9 protein-coding genes are annotated in these 17,802 nt (G+C 70.5%); 7 read left to right on the top strand and 2 right to left on the bottom strand.

The features are described 5' to 3' along the window. Positions 1-55: 55 nt before the first annotated feature. Complete coding sequence (locus WMF12_RS44425) at positions 56-667, top strand: DUF488 domain-containing protein (protein ID WP_437854747.1); 612 nt, start codon at positions 56-58, stop codon at positions 665-667. Between the two features lie 417 nt (positions 668-1,084). Continuing rightward, complete coding sequence (locus WMF12_RS44420; RefSeq protein ID WP_437854746.1) at positions 1,085-2,305, top strand: hypothetical protein; 1,221 nt, start codon at positions 1,085-1,087, stop codon at positions 2,303-2,305. 208 nt (positions 2,306-2,513) lie between these two features. Here WMF12_RS44420 and WMF12_RS44415 read toward each other — a convergent pair whose 3' ends face one another. Next, complete coding sequence (locus WMF12_RS44415; RefSeq protein WP_437854745.1) at positions 2,514-3,443, bottom strand: ketopantoate reductase family protein; 930 nt, start codon at positions 3,441-3,443, stop codon at positions 2,514-2,516. 86 nt (positions 3,444-3,529) lie between these two features. Between WMF12_RS44415 and WMF12_RS44410 the strand changes: the two genes are divergently transcribed. From WMF12_RS44410 to WMF12_RS44390, 5 genes are all read left to right on the top strand, one after another. Further along, on the top strand, positions 3,530-6,277 hold the full coding sequence (locus WMF12_RS44410; RefSeq protein WP_437854744.1) for an ATP-binding protein: 2,748 nt from the start codon (positions 3,530-3,532) through the stop codon (positions 6,275-6,277). 365 nt (positions 6,278-6,642) lie between these two features. Further along, positions 6,643-9,183, top strand: a complete 2,541-nt coding sequence (gene nirB / locus WMF12_RS44405) for a nitrite reductase large subunit NirB (RefSeq protein ID WP_437854743.1) — start codon at positions 6,643-6,645, stop codon at positions 9,181-9,183. A gap of 37 nt (positions 9,184-9,220) precedes the next feature. Next, entirely contained in the window at positions 9,221-9,619 is a 399-nt protein-coding gene (gene nirD / locus WMF12_RS44400; protein ID WP_437742780.1) for a nitrite reductase small subunit NirD, read from the top strand. Between the two features lie 119 nt (positions 9,620-9,738). Further along, entirely contained in the window at positions 9,739-11,478 is a 1,740-nt protein-coding gene (locus WMF12_RS44395) for a DmsC/YnfH family molybdoenzyme membrane anchor subunit (RefSeq protein WP_437854742.1), read from the top strand. Beyond that, the gene (locus WMF12_RS44390; RefSeq protein WP_437854741.1) at positions 11,478-13,724 is read left to right on the top strand and encodes a molybdopterin oxidoreductase family protein; all 2,247 of its coding nucleotides are present in this window, start codon (positions 11,478-11,480) and stop codon (positions 13,722-13,724) included. Before WMF12_RS44395 ends, WMF12_RS44390 begins: the two co-directional genes overlap by 1 nt. Positions 13,725-13,786: 62 nt before the next feature. Here the strand turns inward: WMF12_RS44390 and WMF12_RS44385 are convergent, their stop codons facing one another. After that, positions 13,787-17,800 (bottom strand): non-ribosomal peptide synthetase, encoded by a 4,014-nt coding sequence (locus WMF12_RS44385; protein ID WP_437854740.1) that lies wholly within the window; start codon positions 17,798-17,800, stop codon positions 13,787-13,789. Positions 17,801-17,802: the final 2 nt, after the last annotated feature.

Raw genomic sequence — 17,802 nt, 5'->3', positions numbered from 1 at the left:
GGGCGCCCCGCTCCCGGCGTTGCCCGCGCGCCGCCGGGGCGCAAAGCTCTTCCCCGTGGACACCGTCTTCACCGTCGGCCACGGCACCCGCAGCGTGGAGGAGCTCGTCGAGCTGCTCGGCGAGGGGCCGGCCGACACGCTGATCGACGTCCGGAGGTTCCCGGGATCGAGCCGCTCCCCTCACCTCGGCCGCGCTGCGCTCGCCGAGGCGCTGCCCCGGCTCGGGGTGACCTACGTCTTCCGCGGCGACGCCCTCGGCGGACGGCGGACCGGGCAGGCCGACTCGCCGCACGTCGCCTGGGAGAACCCGAGCTTCCGGGCCTACGCCGATCACATGGAGACCGCCGCGTTCCAGCGCGCGCTCTCCGAGCTCGAGGCGGAAGCGCGCGCTGGACGGCGAATGGCCCTCCTGTGCGCCGAGACGCTCTGGTGGCGGTGTCACCGCCGCCTCATCGCCGACGCCCTCGTCGCGCGCGGGCTCGCGGTCGTCCACCTGCTCGGCCCCGGCGCGCAGGCCCCGCACGCGCTGAACCCCGCCGCCCGGCCCGACGGCGCCGGCCACCTGATCTACGACGTCGGCGCGCAGCGCGCGCTGCCGCTCGGCGGCGCCGGCGCGGAGCCCGCGCCCGCGCCGCGCGAGCCTGTGCGCCCACGCCGCGCGCGGTGATCCCGGCCGGCCAGGTGGCCGCCGGACCTGGATGTGCCCCTCGTCGAGCCGCTGCAGAAGCGCGTCGCATTCCTGCGGACGGCGATTGGCACGGGAGCCCGCCATCGACCTCCGGTATCGCTGGCCGCTCACCGGCGCCGACCCGAGGGCCGTACGGTACGTGTCAAAAATCACGAAATCCGCGTAGCGGTCCAGTCGGGTATCACCTGAAAAATAGACCATCAGTCGTCGCACTGACGTCCTGATCCCGGCCCACCTGGAGCGCCATCCGCTCCCACGGGGGCTTTCCGCGGAGCGCGACATCGAGCGCGCCCCCGCCCGTCCGGTATGGCGGAGCCGCACCGATTCCGTTACCGTCCCGAAATCACATGAAGGCGCGCCCGATGTGGGCAGGGCCTCCTGGCTCGGGAGACAGTAATGAAAGTGCAACGCATTTCGGCGATCCTGCTCACCTCGGTCGCCTTCTCTGCAGGCTTCATCGGTTGCGGCGACGACGATTCGGTCGGGGGCGCAGGCGGCGGCTCTTCCTCTTCGACCACGAGCTCGTCATCGGGCGCCGTGAGCAGCAGCGCGGGCGGGAGCAGGGCCGAGTTCCTCGGCGCCCGCTGCACGGCCGACGCCGACTGCGGGCCGGACGGCCTGTGCGCCCTGGAGTCGGACGGCGAGGCCGGTCCTGCGGGCGGGTACTGCACGATGGAGTGCGTCGACGACGGCGACTGCGAAGGCGAGGGCAGCGCCTGCATCAATGACATCTGTTACCTGGGCTGCGTCCTCGGAGAGCCCGAGATCACGGCCCTCGACGAGGAGCTCGACCCGCTCAAGTGCCACGGCCGCGACGAGCTGCGCTGTGAGGAGGTGGATGACGGCGTGTCGGTCTGCATGCCGAACTGCGGATCCGACTCCCAGTGCTCCGACTCCGGCCGCAGCTGCGATCCCAGGCAGAACGCGTGCGTCGACACGCCCCACGAGGGTCTGCCGATGGGGGCCGCGTGCGACCCCGAAGCCGACGAGGATCCGTGCGCCGGACACTGCGTGGGCTTCCCCGGCGACGTCGGCGCATGCACCGAGTTCTGCGGCTTCGGCGGCGATGTGTTCGAGTCCGACTGCGGCGGGTTCGAGAACGGTCTCTGCCTCTACCAGTTCACGGAGGTCGTCGGCGCCGGCGACTTCGGCGCCTGCACCAAGGCGTGCAAGGCGCACGACGATTGCCTGTTGCCGAACGCCCGCTGCGAGGACTTCCGCCTCCCGGACAACGGCATCTGCATCTTCGACAAGGTGCCGTGCGAGGACGACAGCGACTGCAAGGCACCGGACGAGTGCGCCGAGACGCCTGATGGCTTCTTCTGCCTCGACCCGCTGTACCCGCTGAGCAACGAGGGCACGGGCGGCGCCGGCGGCGCCGGCGGCGCGGGCGGCAGCGGCGGCGCGGGCGGCAGCGGCGGCGCGGGCGGCAGCGGCGGCGCGGGCGGCAGCGACGGCGCGGGCGGCAGCGGCGGCGCGGGCAGCACCAGCAGCGCGGCCAGCACCAGCAGCGCGGCCAGCACCAGCAGCGCGGCCAGCACCAGCGGCGCGGGCGGCAGCGGCGGCGCGGGCGGCAGCGGCGGCAGCGGCGGCGCGGGCGGCAGCGGCGGCGCCTGATCGCTGAGTCTCAAGACAGGCACTCATCTCATCTCCTCTCGACTCCAGGAGGTGAGATGAGCGCCTCGCGCTCCACTCCCCTTCCTCGAAGCACCCGAGACAGCGCGGTGGCGGTCGCGACGACGCGTTTCCCAGGGCTCCCACGCGCCCAGGAAGCGGCGCGCGCCGCCGTCGCCATCACCGGTTCCGTCGCGAGCGCGAGGCCTGTCTATCGGCCCGCAGACGGCGCGTTCGCCCGCGGCGACAGGCCGCGGACGAGGGTCGCGAGCGTGCGCAGCACCGGGGTGTCGACCCCGGCCCGGCGCGCGCGCTCGACCACCGCGCCCTGGAGGATATCGACCTCCGTCGCGCGGCCGGCCCGCACGTCCTGCAGCATCGAGGGCTCGGTGAGCGGGAACTCGGAGCGCGTGAGGGCGAGCATCGCGTCCGCGGTCGCCTCGGAGATCTCCGCCCCTTCCGCCCGCGCGACCGCGATCACCTCGAGCATCGCCGCCCGGGTGAGGTCCTCCATCCGCTCCGCGACCACGCCGGCGCGCTGGCCGGTCAGCGCGCAGATCGCATTGAAGGGGGCGTTCCAGACCATCTTCTCCCAGAGCATGGCGCGGTGGTCCGCCCCGCGGCGGACCGGGATGCCCGCGCGCTCGAGCAGCCCGGCGGTCGCCTCGACCCGCGCCTCCTGCCCGGGCCGGTAGGGCGCGAGCCCGGCGCGCGTCGGCGCGAGCGTCTCGATCTCGCCAGGCCCGGCGACGCCCGAGGACATGTACGCGATCGCGGCGATCACGCGCGGCGCGCCGACGTCGCGCGCGACAACGTCCTCGGAGTCGAGCCCGTTCAGGAGGGGCGCGGCGAGGCCGTCCGCGGCGAGCAGCCCGGCGAGCTTCGCGCTCACCGCGGCGAGCGACGGCGATTTCACGGCGATGAGCGCGAGATCGAACGGCCCGCGCGCCCCGTCGAGCGGGGCGACACGGAGCGGGGGAGTGCGCAGCTCGCCGGACGGCGTGCGGACGATGAGCCCGCGGGACCGCATCACCTCGGCGTGCGCGCCGCGCGCGACGAAGGTGACGTCTTCCCCAGCGAGCGTGAGCCGCGCCCCGAAATAGCCGCCCACCGCGCCCGCGCCGACAACGAGGATCCGCATCGGCGGCGACCATAGCACGCTCGAGCCGGACCGCAGGGAACCGACGAGTGGCGACCAGCGAGGATTGCGGATATGCCTACGCCGAGATGCGTAGGCCGGAAGCCCCCGCCACGGCGCACGAGAGCGGCCTCATGAGCGCAGGCGAGCCGAGCGTGACGATGGAAGCCGAGCAGCTCCAGCGCTTGCTGGACGCCCTGCCGGCGCTCGTCTCGTATATCGACAGCGACGAGCGCTACGGCGTCGCCAACCGGGCCTACGAGCGCTGGTTCGGCGAAGACAGCGGCTCGGTCGTCGGCCGGCAGGTGCGCGAGGTGATCGGCGACGCCGCCTACGCCGCCGTGAAGCCGCACATCACCGCGGTGCTCGCCGGACGGCCGCAGGACTTCGAGACGCGGCTCACCTACCCGAAGGGCCGCCGGCGCCACGTGCGCATCCAGTACATTCCCCACCTCGGCGCGAGCGGCGACGTGCGCGGCTTCTTCGCGCTCGTCGCGGACGTCAGCGAGCAGAAGCGCGCCGAGGACGCGCGGCGCTTCCTGGCCGACGCGTCGGCCGCGCTCGATCCGGCGCAGGGCCGCGACGCGGGCTTCCGGCGCGTCGCGGCCCTCGCGGTCGCCTCGGTGGCCGATCTGTGCGCCGTCCACACGCTCGAACCGGACGGCTCCGTCCACGCGCGGGTCGTCGCGCACGCCGATCCGGCCAAGGCGGAGCTCGCCGCCCGTCTGGCCCGGCGCAGCCACCCCCCGCCGGCGCCCGGGACGCCGCCATCGCCGTTGCACGAGGTGCTCCACGGCGGCCACGGCCGGCTCCTCCCCGACCTCGCCGGCCACGCGCTGGCCGGCGCGGACCAGCTCGCCGCCCTGCGCGAGCTCGGCTGCCGCTCCGCGGTGATCGTGCCCATCCGCGGCGACGGGTGCGTCCTCGCGGCGCTCACGCTCGCGTCCGCAGAGGTGGATCGCACCTGCGACGCCGCCGATCTCGCCTTCGCCGAGGAGCTCTCGCAGCGCATCGAGGTGGCCTTGCAGCGCGTGCGCCTCTACGACATGGCCCGCGACGCCGAGTCCGAGGCGCGGCGGCGCTTCCTGGCCGAGCAGGAGGCGCGCCGGGCCGCCGAGCGCGCGGCGCAGCGCATGGCCGGCCTCCAGCGGATCACGGCGGCGCTCGCCGACGCGCTCACCAGCGAGGCCGTGGCGCAGGTCGTCGTCGACATCGGCGTCGCCGCCGCGGGCGCGTACGCCGGGATCATCGTCGTGACGGCGGGCGACGAGCTCGAGTGCCTCAAGGAGGTCGGCTACGAGCGCGAGACCGTCGAGCGCTTCCGGCAGATGCCCCTCGACGCCGCCCTCCCGCTCACCGACGCGCTGCGGACCGGCGCGCCCGTCTGGCTGCGCTCGCGCGAGGAGTGCTCCGCCCGCTACCCGCGCATCGCGAGCGCCGTGCTGGCCGGCGCGACCGTGTCGCTCTGCTCCCTCCCGCTCGTGGTCCAGGAGCGGCCCATCGGCGTGCTCGGGCTGAGCTTCGCGGAGCCGCGCCCGTTCGACCGGGAAGAGCAGGAGTTCCTGGTCGCGGTGTCGCGCCAGTGCGCGCAGGCCATGGAGCGCGCCCGCCTGCACGAGGAGCGCGCCGCTCTCGTCGAGCGCGAGCGGCGCGTCGCCCTCGAGAACGCCCGGCTCTACCGCGAGGCCCACGAGGCGGACCGGCGCAAGGACGAGTTCATCGCGATGCTGTCGCACGAGCTCCGCAACCCGCTGGCGCCCCTCACCACCGGCCTCGAGCTCCTGCAAATGAGCGCCCAGATGAGCGCCGGCGAGCGCGCGGATCGCGACGACCGGCAGATCCTGGCGACCCTCGAGCGGCAGGTGAAGACGATCGTCCGGCTCGTCGACGATCTCCTCGACGTCTCCAGGATCACGCGGGGCAAGATCGAGCTGAAGCGGGAGCGGCTCGATGTCGCCTCGGTCGTCGAGACCGCTGTCGAGTCGGTCCGCCCGCTGCTCGTCCAGCGCGGGCACGATCTCGTCCTGTCGGTGGATGCGGGCGTCTTCGTGCACGGCGACCGCGTCCGGCTCGAGCAGGTCGTCGTGAACCTCCTCAACAACGCGATCAAGTACACGAACCCCGGCGGCCGCGTCTCGCTCGCCTGCGCCGCGATCGCCGGCGACGCGCGGATCCGGGTGACCGACACCGGCGTCGGCATCTCCGCCGAGCTGCTCCCGCGCATCTTCGAGCCGTTCATGCAGGCCCGGCGCACGCTGGACCGCTCCCAGGGCGGCCTCGGGATCGGGCTCACGCTGGTCAAGCGGCTCGCCGAGCTGCACGGCGGCCGCGTCGAAGCGCTGAGCGGGGGCCCCGGCGAGGGGACGGCCATCAGCGTCTGGCTCCCGCTCGCCGGCGCGCCGAGCGCGCCCGCCGAAGCCTCCGCTCCGCCAGCGCCCGGCGCCGCCCCTCCGCGCGCCAAGACGCGCCCCCTCCACATCCTCCTCGTCGACGACAACGTCGACGCCGCCGAGGGCCTCCGGCGCGTCCTCCAGCTCCACGGCCACGCCGTCTCGATGGCCCACGACGGCCCGGCGGCGCTCGAGGCCGCGCGGGCGTCGAAGCCCGATCTCGTCCTGCTCGATATCGGCCTGCCCGGGATGGACGGCTACGAGGTCGTCCGGCGCCTGCGCGCCGAGCCCGAGCTCACGCGCTCCTACATCGCCGCCCTGTCCGGTTACGGGCAAGACCAGGACCGCCGCCGCTCGCGCGAAGCGGGCTTCGACGCGCACCTCACCAAGCCGGTCGCGACGGAGCAGCTCCTGTCCCTGCTCGCCGAAGCCGCCCCGCGCGGCTGATCGGCCCGCGCTCCATTTCAGAAGTGCAATGCAGCCGCGCCGGGGCGCGATACATCGCTGAAACAGACGATTCCAGTTCTGAACGGTGCGCCCATTTCCTTTCATTGGCGCTGTCGCGTCCCGCCTTCGCTCGGTGCCCTGTTGCGCTCGCCGATGGCCGCGAAACATGCAGGAAACATGAGGTGGCATAGGCGATTGCAAGAGGCCTAGCGCGCCGTCGGGCCGACAATTTATTCCTGCGAAACAGTTGCGAAACAGAGCCCACAGTACACAGTTTTTGGTCCGGGACTGTGGCTGACGCCTGGTTCGGACGGCAGCGCGGCAGTGACGGTGAGAAGGACTCACCGGGTCCAAAGGTGGGTTTCATGAGCAAGAAGAAGGACCTCCTCGTCATCGGCAACGGCATGGTCGGGCACAAGTTCATCGAGAACATGGTTCTCGGTGGCTTCCTGCGCGAGTGGAACGTCACGACCTTCTGCGAGGAGCCGCGGCTCGCCTACGACCGGGTGAACCTGTCCGCCTTCTTCAACGGCAAATCGGCCGAGGATCTGTCGATGGTCAAGCCCGGCCTCTACGAGGAGGCGGGCATTCAGGTCCATCTCAACGACAAGGCCGTCTCGATCGATCGGCGGAAGAAGGCGGTGACGTCGGCGAAGGGGAAGACGGTCTATTACGACAAGCTCATCCTCGCCACCGGCTCGTATCCGTTCGTCCCGCCGATCAAGGGCAAAGACGCGAAGGGCTGCTTCGTCTACCGCACGATCGACGACCTCGAGGCCATGGACGCCTACGCCAAGGTCGCGAAGGTCGGCACGGTCATCGGCGGCGGCCTGCTCGGGCTGGAGGCGGCCAACGCGCTCAAGAACATGGGCCTCCAGGTCCACGTCGTGGAGTTCGCGCCGCGCCTGATGGCCCTCCAGGTCGACGACGCCGGCGGCGCGATCCTCCGGGCGAAGATCGAGTCGCTCGGCGTGAACGTGCACACGAGCAAGTCGACGACGGAGATCGTCGCGGAGCACGGCCGCGTGGCGAGGATGGTCTTCGCCGACCAGAGCGAGCTCTCGACCGACATGATCGTCTTCTCGGCCGGCATCCGCCCGAGGGACGAGCTCGCGAGGGCGTGTGATCTCGCGCTCGGGAACCGCGGCGGCGTCGCCATCAACGAGCGCTGTCAGACGTCGGACCCGGACATCTATGCCATCGGCGAGTGCGCCAGCTATAACAGCCAGCTCTACGGCCTGGTGGCGCCCGGCTACCACATGGCCAAGGTCGCGGTCGACGCCATCACCGGCGGGAAGGAGACCTTCAGCGGCTTCGACATGAGCACGAAGCTCAAGCTGATGGGCGTGGACGTCGCGAGCTTCGGCGACGCGTTCGCGACCCAGCAGGGCGCGCGCGTGCTCAGCTTCATGAACGCGACGTCGAACGTCTACAAGAAGCTCGTCGTCAGCGCGGACGGCAAGCTCCTCCTCGGCGGCATCCTGGTCGGCGACGCCGCGAACTACGGCCAGCTGCTCCAGCTCGTGCAGAACAAGATCGTCCTCCCGCCGCACCCGGAGGACCTCATCGTCACGGCGCGGGACGGCGCGAAGCCGGCGGGCCTCGGCGTCGACGCGCTGCCCGACACCGCCATGATCTGCTCGTGCCTGAACGTCACGAAGAAGGCCATCTGCTCGGCCATCTGCGACGACAAGCACGTCACGGTCGCCGGCATCAAGGGGCACACCAAGGCCGGCACGGGCTGCGGATCGTGCACCACGCTGATCTCCGACATCCTGAAGAAGGAGCTCAAGAAGGCCGGCGTCGCGGTCAACAACTACATCTGCGAGCACTTCAACCACTCGCGCCAGGAGCTCTATCACCTCGTCCGGATCCACCAGATCAAGACGTTCGACGACCTGCTCACCCGCCACGGCCAGGGCAAGGGCTGCGAGATCTGCAAGCCCGCGGTGGCGTCGATCCTCGCGTCGACGTGGAACGAGCACATCCTGAGCAAGAAGCACCTCCCGCTGCAGGACACGAACGATCGCTACCTGGCCAACGTCCAGCGCGACGGCACCTACTCGGTGGTCCCGCGCGTGGCGGGCGGCGAGATCACGCCGGATCAGCTCATCGCCCTCGGGGTGGTCGCGAAGAAGTACAACCTGTACTCGAAGATCACCGGCGGCCAGCGCGTGGACCTGTTCGGCGCGCGGCTGGAGCAGCTGCCCGACATCTGGCGCGAGCTCATCGCCGCCGGCTTCGAGTCGGGGCACGCGTACGGCAAGGCGCTGCGCACCGTGAAGTCGTGCGTGGGCAGCACCTGGTGCCGCTACGGCGTGCAGGACTCGGTGGGCTTCGCGGTCGCGGTCGAGAACCGCTACAAGGGGCTGCGCAGCCCCCACAAGCTGAAGTCCGCGGTGTCCGGCTGCGCGCGCGAGTGCGCCGAGGCGCAGGGCAAGGACTTCGGCATCATCGCGACGGAGAAGGGCTACAACCTCTACCTCTGCGGCAACGGCGGGATGAAGCCGCAGCACGCCCAGCTCTTCGCCTCGGATCTCGACGAGGCGACGCTCATCAAGTACCTCGACCGGTTCCTGATGTTCTACATCCGCACGGCGGACCGGCTCCAGCGTACGTCGGTGTGGTTCAACAACCTCGAGGGCGGCATGGATTACCTCCGCCAGGTCATCATCGAGGACTCGCTCGGGATCTGCGATGAGTTGGAGAAGGAGATGGCCCACCTCATCGACACCTACGAGTGCGAGTGGAAGGCCGCGGTCAACGACCCCGAGAAGCTCAAGCAGTTCCGCCAGTTCGTGAACGCCGGCGAGCCCGACCGGAGCATCGTGTTCGTCAGCGAGCGCGCGCAGCACCGCCCCGCGGCGTGGCAGGAGAAGTCGAACGTCGTCGAGGAGATGATCTGACAGCGGGGCCGAGGGGCCCTGTCTGAGGGAAACCGTCATGAGCGAGCTGCACACTTCGGAAGCGCCTCGGAGCGAGACCATGACCCAGGGTTGGATCGACGTCTGCGGGGTAGAGGACATCATCCCGAACACGGGGGTCTGCGCGCTCGTCGGGAAGCGCCAGATCGCGCTGGTGCGGGTCGGCGAGGGCGAGGAGGTCTACGCCATCAGCAACTTCGACCCGTTCAGCAAGGCGTTCGTCCTCTCCCGCGGGATCGTCGGGGACAAGGGGGGCGTCCCCAAGATCGCCTCGCCGATCTACAAGCAGAACTTCGATCTGCGGTCGGGTCAGTGCCTGGACGACCCGGGCGTGAGCATCCCCGTGTATCCCCTCCGGGTCCGGGACGGGCGTGTCGAGATCCAGGCCGCGGCGGAGCCGCTCGCGGCGGCGAGCTGACGGGATGACCTGGCGAGCCAGCGCCAGGCGCTTCCGTGCGGCGGACGCGCCGCCGTTCGCGGTGTCTCTCTTGGAGTTCTCGGGGCTGGGCTTCCGCGCCGGGTAGACAGGGAATTTCGATGAGCGTTGCAAAGGTCTCGGACACTCACTTTCGCTTACCCATCGTCAACTCGGCGCCGAAGATCCACGACAACAACAAGAGCCTGCTGGACTCGCTCCTCGCCGACCAGCAGAAGCTCACGGCGGTCGAGAAGTTCTCCAGGATGCACGAGGAGCACGCGCTCCCGGCGCAGTCCAAGTACTACCGCGACCTGATCCCGCTCGAGAAGCCGAAGCCCGGCCAGCAGTACGGCTTCGAGGTCGACCTCGACGCCTGCACGGCCTGCAAGGCGTGCGTCACCGCCTGCCACAGCCTGAACGGCCTCGACGACAACGAGGTGTGGCGCTCGGTCGGGCTCCTCCACGGCGGCACGCCCCAGACGCCGGCGCAGCAGAGCGTGACGACGGCGTGCCACCATTGCCTGGACCCGGCGTGCATGACGGGGTGCCCGGTCAAGGCCTACGAGAAGGACCCGATCACCGGCATCGTCAAGCACCTCGATGACCAGTGCATCGGCTGCCAGTACTGCATCCTGATGTGCCCCTACGACGCTCCGAAGTTCAACGCGGAGCGGGGGATCGTGCGCAAGTGCGACATGTGCAGCGATCGGCTGGCGAACGACGAGGCCCCGGCGTGTGTGCAGTCGTGCCCGAACGGCGCCATCCGGATCACGATGGTCGACCAGCAGCAGGCCGTGCAAGAGAGCCAGACGAGCCTGTTCTTGCCGGGGGCGGCGGCGCCGGAGATCACGATCCCGACGACGACCTACAAGACGCAGAAGTCGCTCCCGCGCAACATGCTCCCCGCGGACTTCTACCAGGTGAGCCGGGAGCACTCCCACCCTCCGCTCGTCGCGATGCTGGTGCTGACGCAGCTCTCGGTGGGCGCGTTCTGCGTGAGCCTGGCCCTCAACGAGCTGCTCGGCGCGCAGGCGACGCGTGATTTCGGCGGCCACAGCGCCACGTTCGCGCTCGTCTTCGGGATCGCCGCGCTGAAGGCGAGCCTCTTTCACCTTGGCCGGCCGCAGTTCGCGTTCCGGGCCTTCCTGGGGCTCAAGACGTCGTGGCTCAGCCGGGAGATCCTGGGGTTCTCGCTCTTCGCCGGGGCCGCGACGCTGTACGCGGCGTCCTTCTGGCTGCCTGCCCTCCCGGCGCTCCCGGTGCTCTCGGCGCTGCCCCCCATCGAGCACCTGCAGGCGCCGCTCTCGTATGCGGTCGCGCTGAGCGGGATCCTCGGGGTCTTCTGCTCCGTGATGGTGTACGCCGCGACGCAGCGGGAGCACTGGCGCGGGGCCCTGACGGGCTTCAAGTTCGCGACAACGGCGGCCATCCTCGGGAGCTCGACGGTCCTGATGATCGGGCTGCTCCTGAGCGCCGAGCACGCGGCGCTGCTCCTGACGCGGGGCTTCCGCGCGCTGAGCGCGTTCCTGTGCGTGACGACGGCGCTCAAGCTGCTCGTGGAGCTGTCGATGTTCCGGCACCTGCGGAAGCGGAGCCACTCGACGCTCAAGCGAAGCGCGATCCTGATGACGGGGGAGCTGAAGGGCGCGACGGGCTGGCGCTTCGCTTGCGGGGCGCTCGGCGGGATCGTCCTGCCGGCGCTCAGCCTCTTCTCGGCGCCGAACAGCGGCGTGAGCTCTGAAGTTCTGATGGCGATGGCGGTCGTGGCGTTCCTGTTCTGCCTCGCGGGCGAGTTCCTCGAGCGGTACCTCTTCTTCGCAGCGGCGCCCGCCTCCAAGATGCCCGGAGGGCTCTCCTGATGACGACCAGCGATGCAAGCGATGCGAAGAAGACGTCTCCGGCGCCCAAGCAGGCGGACAACCTCCTCTTGCAGCGCAACGGGCCGCTGACGCGCGAGCTGCTGCTCACGCCCGGCGAGTTCGGCCTCGGGAGGGTGCCTGCGCGGCTCAAGCCCGACCAGACGACGACGGTCGTGTGCGGGTTCTGCTCGACCGGGTGCGGGCTGAACGTGCACCTCAAGGACGGAGAGGCGATCAACCTCTCGCCGAACACCGACTATCCCGTGAACCTCGGGATGGCGTGCCCGAAGGGGTGGGAGGCGCTCACGCCGCTCCGCGCGACCGATCGCGCGACCACGCCGCTCCTCAGGAACGCGCGCGGGAAGCTGGAGCGCGTGGAGTGGGACGTCGCGCTGCGCACGTTCGTCGATCGGTTCAAGGCGATCCAGGAGGCGCACGGCAAGGAGTCGGTCGCCTTCATCAGCACCGGGCAGATCGTCACCGAGGAGATGGCCTTCCTCGGGGCGCTCGCGAAGTTCGGGATGGGCATGTTGCACGGGGACGGCAACACCCGGCAGTGCATGGCGACGTCGGTGGTCGCGTACAAGGAGGCGTTCGGGTTCGACGCGCCGCCCTACACGTACCGCGATTTCGAGGAGTCCGACGTCGTGGTGCTCGTCGGCTCGAACCTCTGCATCGCCCACCCGATCATGTGGGAGCGGCTCTGCAAGAACAAGAACCGCCCCGAGATCCTCGTCGTGGATCCGCGCAAGACCGAGACGGCGATGGCGGCGACGGCGCACTATGCGCTCAATCCGAAGTCGGATCTGACGCTGTTCTACGGAATCGCCCACATCCTCATCCAGCGCGGGTGGATCGACCCGGGGTACATCGAGGCGCACACGGTCGATTTCGAGGCGTTCAAGGCGCACGTCGAGGATTTCACGCCGGCGCGCGTCTCCGAGGCGACGGGGCTCAGCGAGGCGCAGCTCGCGTCGTTCGCGGAGAAGATCCATAACGGGAAGCGGGTGTCGTTCTGGTGGACCATGGGCGTCAACCAGAGCCACGAGGGCGTGCGGGTCGCGCAGTCACTCATCAACCTGGCGCTGATGACGGGGAACATCGGCCGTCCCGGCACCGGGGCGAACTCCATCACGGGCCAGTGCAACGCGATGGGCTCGCGGATGTTCAGCAACACGACGGGCCTGTTCGCCGGCCACGACTTCACGAAGGAGGAGCACCGGAAGAAGATCGCCGGGATCCTCGGCATTCCGGAGGAGGTCATCCCGACCCGGAACAGCCTGGCCTACGACCAGATCATCGAAGGCATCTTGAAGGGGAAGATCAAGGGCCTCTGGATCATCGCGACGAACCCGGCCCACTCCTGGATCAACCAGGAGGATCTGCACGAGCTCCTCGGCCGCCTGGAGTTCCTCGTGGTGCAGGACATGTACGCCACGACGGAGACGGCGGAGCGCGCCCACCTCGTCCTCCCGGCGGCCTCGTGGGCCGAGAAGGAGGGCACGTTCATCAACTCGGAGCGGCGCATCGGCCTCGTCAAGAAGGTCTCGCGGGCCCCGGGCCAGGCGCTGGCGGACTTTCACATCTTCCAGCTGGTCGCCCAGTACTGGGGCTGCGGCGAGCTGTTCAAGGAGTGGAAGAGCCCGGAGGCGGTCTTTCAGATCATGAAGCGGCTCTCGAAGGGGCAGCCGTGCGACATCACGGGCATCGACGGCTACACGATGCTCGACGAGCGCGGCGGCATCCAGTGGCCCTACCCCGAGGGGGCTGCCTTCGAGACGAACGAGCGGCGGCTGTTCGAGGACGGCCAGTACTACCGCCCGGATCAGAAGGCGAAGTTCGCCTTCCAGGCGCCCCGCCAGCTGCCAGAGCCGACCGACGAGCAGTATCCGTTCACGCTGCTCACGGGGCGAGGGAGCTCCAGCCAGTGGCACACGCAGACGCGGACCAAGAAGTCGGCGGTGCTGCAGCGGCTCTATCCGAAGGAGATCTACGTCGAGCTGAGCCCGGTCGACGCGAAGAAGATCGGTATCGAGATGAACGAGTGGGTGGTCATCGCGTCCCGCCGCGCGGAGATCAAGGCGCGGGCGTTCGTCACGAACTCGGTGAAGCCCGGAGAGATCTTCGTGCCGATGCACTACGAGATCACGAACAAGCTGACGTTCCCGGCCTTCGACCAGTACTCCCGGCAGCCGTCGTACAAGGCCTGCGCGGTGAAGGTGCGGCGGGAAGAGGATCGCGGGTAGCCCGCGCTGCCTCCGCGAGGACAGCCTCCGCGAGGGGCGCGCGGCGCGCGTGCGAGGCGCGCTCAGCGGTGCGCGCCCCGCCGCGGGCGCGCGGCGTCTTGCCATCGCTGCGGGCCGCGGGCCCTCGGCGCGGCCCTGCGCACGCCGCTCTCGGCCGGCGCCGGGGCGCGCAGGTGCCCGCTGCGCAGGTAGTAGGCGAGGAGCGTGTCCAGCAGCCGGGCGTTCATGGGGGGACACGCGATCGCCGTGTCGGCCAGCCCCTCGATCGTGTTCTGGCAGTCCAAGACAGGCATCTGCGCGTACAGCTCCCATCGGGTCAGGTCACTGTGGACCTTTTCGGTCAGCATCGGCAGGAGGGGAAGGAACGGGCTGTCGTCCGATCGCCGTATCCGCGCCAGCAGCTGCTCGCACCATTGCGCGTAAGGCAGCCGCGCCAGCGGATAGCCGCGGGAGACGAGCAGATCGAAGAAGCCGTTCAGATCGAGCCGCTGAGGCGGCGGGGGCACCAGGTGGAACGCCTTCCCCAGCGAGCCCGGCAGACAGGACAGACGCACGATCGCCTGGCTGACGTAATCGACCGTCACGAGCTCCTTGCTCTGCGCGGGGAGATCGGGGGCGCAGCGCATCTCGACGCAGCCTTTGATCATCCTGCTTACGAAGTCGGTCACGTTGGCGGCGCCCGTCTGGCTGTGACCCAGGATGGACCCGGGGCGGAAGACGGTGACGGGCACCCCGCGCGAGCGCGCGATCCACACGAGCTTCTCGGCGACCCACTTGCTCTGGGAATACCCCATGTCCGTGTGGAGGTGGTCCACCCAGCGATCGAGATCGTCGCTCTCCCGCACGGTCTGGGCGCCGGTGAAATAGCCGATCTGGCCGATGACCCCGATCGTCGAGACGTGGTGCACGGGCTTCGTCCGGCGCCGGCAAGCGAGCCGCAAGATCTCGTGTGTCCCCAGCACGTTCGCCGCCTTGTGGGACGCGTACGGCTTGATGTAATTGACCTCGGCGCCGGCGTGGTAGATCGCGTCGATGCGCTGCGCGAGCGCCTCGAAGCAAGCCGGGGTGAGCCCGAGCAGCGGCTCCCTCAGGTCGCCAGGCACAGCGACGATCTTCGCGCTCGCCGCGGGATCCCAGAGCGAATAGGCCTCCAGGCTCCGCCGGAGCCTCGCCAGGCCTGCGGCGGCGTCGGGAGCGCGGACCAGGCAATGGACCGTGGCGCGCGTCTGCGTGAGGAGGTCGCGCACGAGAAAGGCGCCCAGGAACCCCGTGGCGCCGGTGAGGAAGACGTGGCGAGGCGGAGCGCTCGTGTCGACGAACGAGCCGCAGGGCCGAATGTCGGGAGCGAGGGCGGCCTCCGCGCGGAGGTCGATCGCGCCCATCGACGCCGCGGCGCCGCGCGCCTTCCAGCGCCGCGCCTCCTCGACGGCGCGGGCGAGCCCCGCCAGGGTGGGTGACTCGAACAGCCGGCGCGCGGGCACGTCGACGTGGAAGACCGTCCGCACCTGGAGGAGCACCTGCGCCGCCAGAAGGGAGTTTCCGCCGATCTCGAAGAAGTCATCATCGACCTCCGGGCGGTCGGTATGGAGGACGGACGCCCAGATCTCGGCCACCCGGCGCTCGATCGGAGAGCGGGTGCTCTCCGGCTCTCCGGTGTGCAGCCGGCCGACGTCGGGCGGCGGCAGCGCCCGGCGATCGACCTTCCCGGTCACGGCGAGCGGCAGCGATGGCAGCACGACGAACGCGGCCGGGATCATGTAGTCGGGCAGCTTCTCCTGCAGAGACCGGCGCAGGCTCCTCGACAGGTCGCGGGACGCGGGGCCGCTGCTCTCCACGCCGGCCTCCGCTCCCTGCCACCGATCCCCGCACGGGGGGCGCGACGGAGGGCCGCCTAGGCCGAAGTCCGAGACGACGTACGCCACGAGGCGCATGTCGCCGGGCGCGTGCTCGTGGAGCACGACCACGGCCTCGCGCACGGAGGCGCACGCGCACAGCGCCGCCTCGATTTCCCCGAGCTCGACGCGGAAGCCACGAATCTTCACCTGGGAATCGATCCGCCCCAGGAAATCGAGCGACCCATCGGCCAGATAACGGACCTGATCACCCGTCTTGTACAGGCGCTCTCCCGGCTCCTCGGGCAACGGGTTCTGGACGAACGCCGCGGCGGTCAGCTCGGGTCGGTTCAGGTAGCCTCGGGCCAGCCCGTCGCCGGCGACGTAGAGCTCGCCGGGGACGCCCACCGGCACCGGCTGGAGCCGGCGGTCCAGGACATAGGCGCGCGTGTTCGAGATGGGCCGTCCGATCGGCACGCGGGCGGCGCCCTCCGGGACCGCGCGCACGAGGTGAGCCGTGGAGAACGTCGTGTTCTCGGTCGGACCGTAGCCGTTCACGAGGTGCTTCGGGGCGCCTTTCAGGAGCACCTCTCTGGACAGCTTCGGATTGAGCACATCGCCGCCGACGACGAGGCAGGAGAGCCCCTGAAAGGCGTCCGGGCTCACACGCGCGAGGTGGTGGAAGAGCGCCGTGGTCAGGAACAGGACGGTGATGCCTTCGCGGCGGAGGAGCGCAGGGAGGGCCTCCGGCGAGAGGAGCGTCTCGCGAGACACGACGACGAGACGTGCGCCGTTGAGCAGCGCGCCCCAGACCTCGAATGTCGACGCGTCGAACGAGAGGCTGGAGGCGTGCGCCACGTGATCCGACGGCCCGAACGCAACATAGTCCGTGTCCCGGACGAGGCGGACGATCCCCCGGTGCGGGACGGCCACGCCCTTGGGCCTTCCCGTCGATCCCGACGTGAACATCACGTAGGCGAGATCGGTGGCGGCGGCAGGGATGGCCGGGTTTGCATCGTCGCCGGGCGCGCCGTGGTCCTCGTCGAGGCACAGGACGTCTCCGCGGAAATCGAGCTGCGTCACCAGCTCTCGCTTCCCGAGCACGAGGCTCACCGCTGCGTCCTCGAACATGAAGCGCAGCCGCTCGTCCGGATAGCTCGGATCGAGGGGGACGTAGGCGCCGCCGGCCTTGAGGACACCGAGCAGGGCGACGAGCGCGCTCGACGACCGCTCGGCGAGGACGCCCACGCGCAGGTCGGGGCCGGCACGGCGCGCGGAGATCCGATGAGCGAGCCGGTTGGCGCGGCGGTTCAGCTCGCGGTAGGTGAGCGCCTCACCGCCCTCGACGACGGCGATGGCGTCGGGCGCCCGCGCGACGTGCTCCTCGAACAGCTCATGAACGCACGCGTCGCGCGGGTAGGCGGTCCGCGTCGCGTTCCAGGCGACGGTCATCCGACGCCGCTCCTCCGGCGTGAGCAGCGGAATCTCGGAGATCGGCCGCTCGGCGTCCTCCACCACGCCCACGAGCACGAGGCCGAGGTGGTCCAAGAGCCGCTCGATGGCCCCGGGATCGAACAGCTCGGTGCTGTACGCCATGCTCGCGACGAGCCCTCGCTCGGACGCCGCGACGGACAGCGACAGATCGACCGGCGCGACGGGGCGGGCGCGCGGGCGCCGCGCAGGTGTCGCCGCCCTGAGCGCGGTGCGGCGCAGGACATCCCCGGGCCGCACGAGCTCGAAGGTGGTCTGGAACGTCGGGTGATCGCTCGTCTCGTCCGCCTCCCCGAGCCCCGTGAGCGGCCGGTCCAGAGGCTCGCGGCCGCGGGCCTCGGTCGAGGCCACCTGCGCGGCGACCTGCGCGAGGACGTCTCGAAAGCTGAGCTCCTCGTCGAGGCGGGCGTGAACGACGAGCGGATAGCGAGGCCCTGGCGCCGCGCGCGAGCCCCACCGGCCGCCGCGACGAGGCCAGGGCGCCCCAATCAGGATCTCGCTCTGCGCGGTATGGCGATAGAGCAGCGCCGCATAAGCAGAGAGCAGGGTGACGAAGCGCGTCGCGCCCGAGCGCCGGCGCAGGCGATCGAGCTCCAGGGCGAGCCGAGGCGGCAGCTCCCGCGACACCGACGCTCGGCGCCGTGACGGCGCGGGCGGGCGGGGGCGATCCGTGGCGAGATCGAGCACGGGCAGCTCACGCGGGAGCCCCCCGGCTGCGTGGGACGAACTAGCCTGTATCGCGCGAGCGCGCATGA

Source organism: Sorangium sp. So ce363 (genome assembly GCF_051520435.1).
GTDB classification, from domain to species: Bacteria; Myxococcota_A; Polyangia; order Polyangiales; family Polyangiaceae; genus Sorangium; species Sorangium cellulosum_B.
This window is presented reverse-complemented; position numbering and strand designations above follow the sequence as displayed.

Excerpts from the sequence above, each read along its gene's own strand:
- WMF12_RS44395 (WP_437854742.1), top strand. The coding sequence starts at position 9,739 with ATGAGCGTTGCAAAGGTCTCGGACACTCACTTTCGCTTACCCATCGTC.
- WMF12_RS44390 (WP_437854741.1), top strand. The coding sequence starts at position 11,478 with ATGACGACCAGCGATGCAAGCGATGCGAAGAAGACGTCTCCGGCGCCC.
- WMF12_RS44415 (WP_437854745.1), bottom strand. The coding sequence starts at position 3,443 with ATGCGGATCCTCGTTGTCGGCGCGGGCGCGGTGGGCGGCTATTTCGGG.
- WMF12_RS44410 (WP_437854744.1), top strand. The coding sequence starts at position 3,530 with ATGCGTAGGCCGGAAGCCCCCGCCACGGCGCACGAGAGCGGCCTCATG.
- WMF12_RS44420 (WP_437854746.1), top strand. The coding sequence starts at position 1,085 with ATGAAAGTGCAACGCATTTCGGCGATCCTGCTCACCTCGGTCGCCTTC.
- nirD (WP_437742780.1), top strand. The coding sequence starts at position 9,221 with ATGAGCGAGCTGCACACTTCGGAAGCGCCTCGGAGCGAGACCATGACC.
- WMF12_RS44385 (WP_437854740.1), bottom strand. The coding sequence starts at position 17,800 with ATGCGCGCTCGCGCGATACAGGCTAGTTCGTCCCACGCAGCCGGGGGG.
- nirB (WP_437854743.1), top strand. The coding sequence starts at position 6,643 with ATGAGCAAGAAGAAGGACCTCCTCGTCATCGGCAACGGCATGGTCGGG.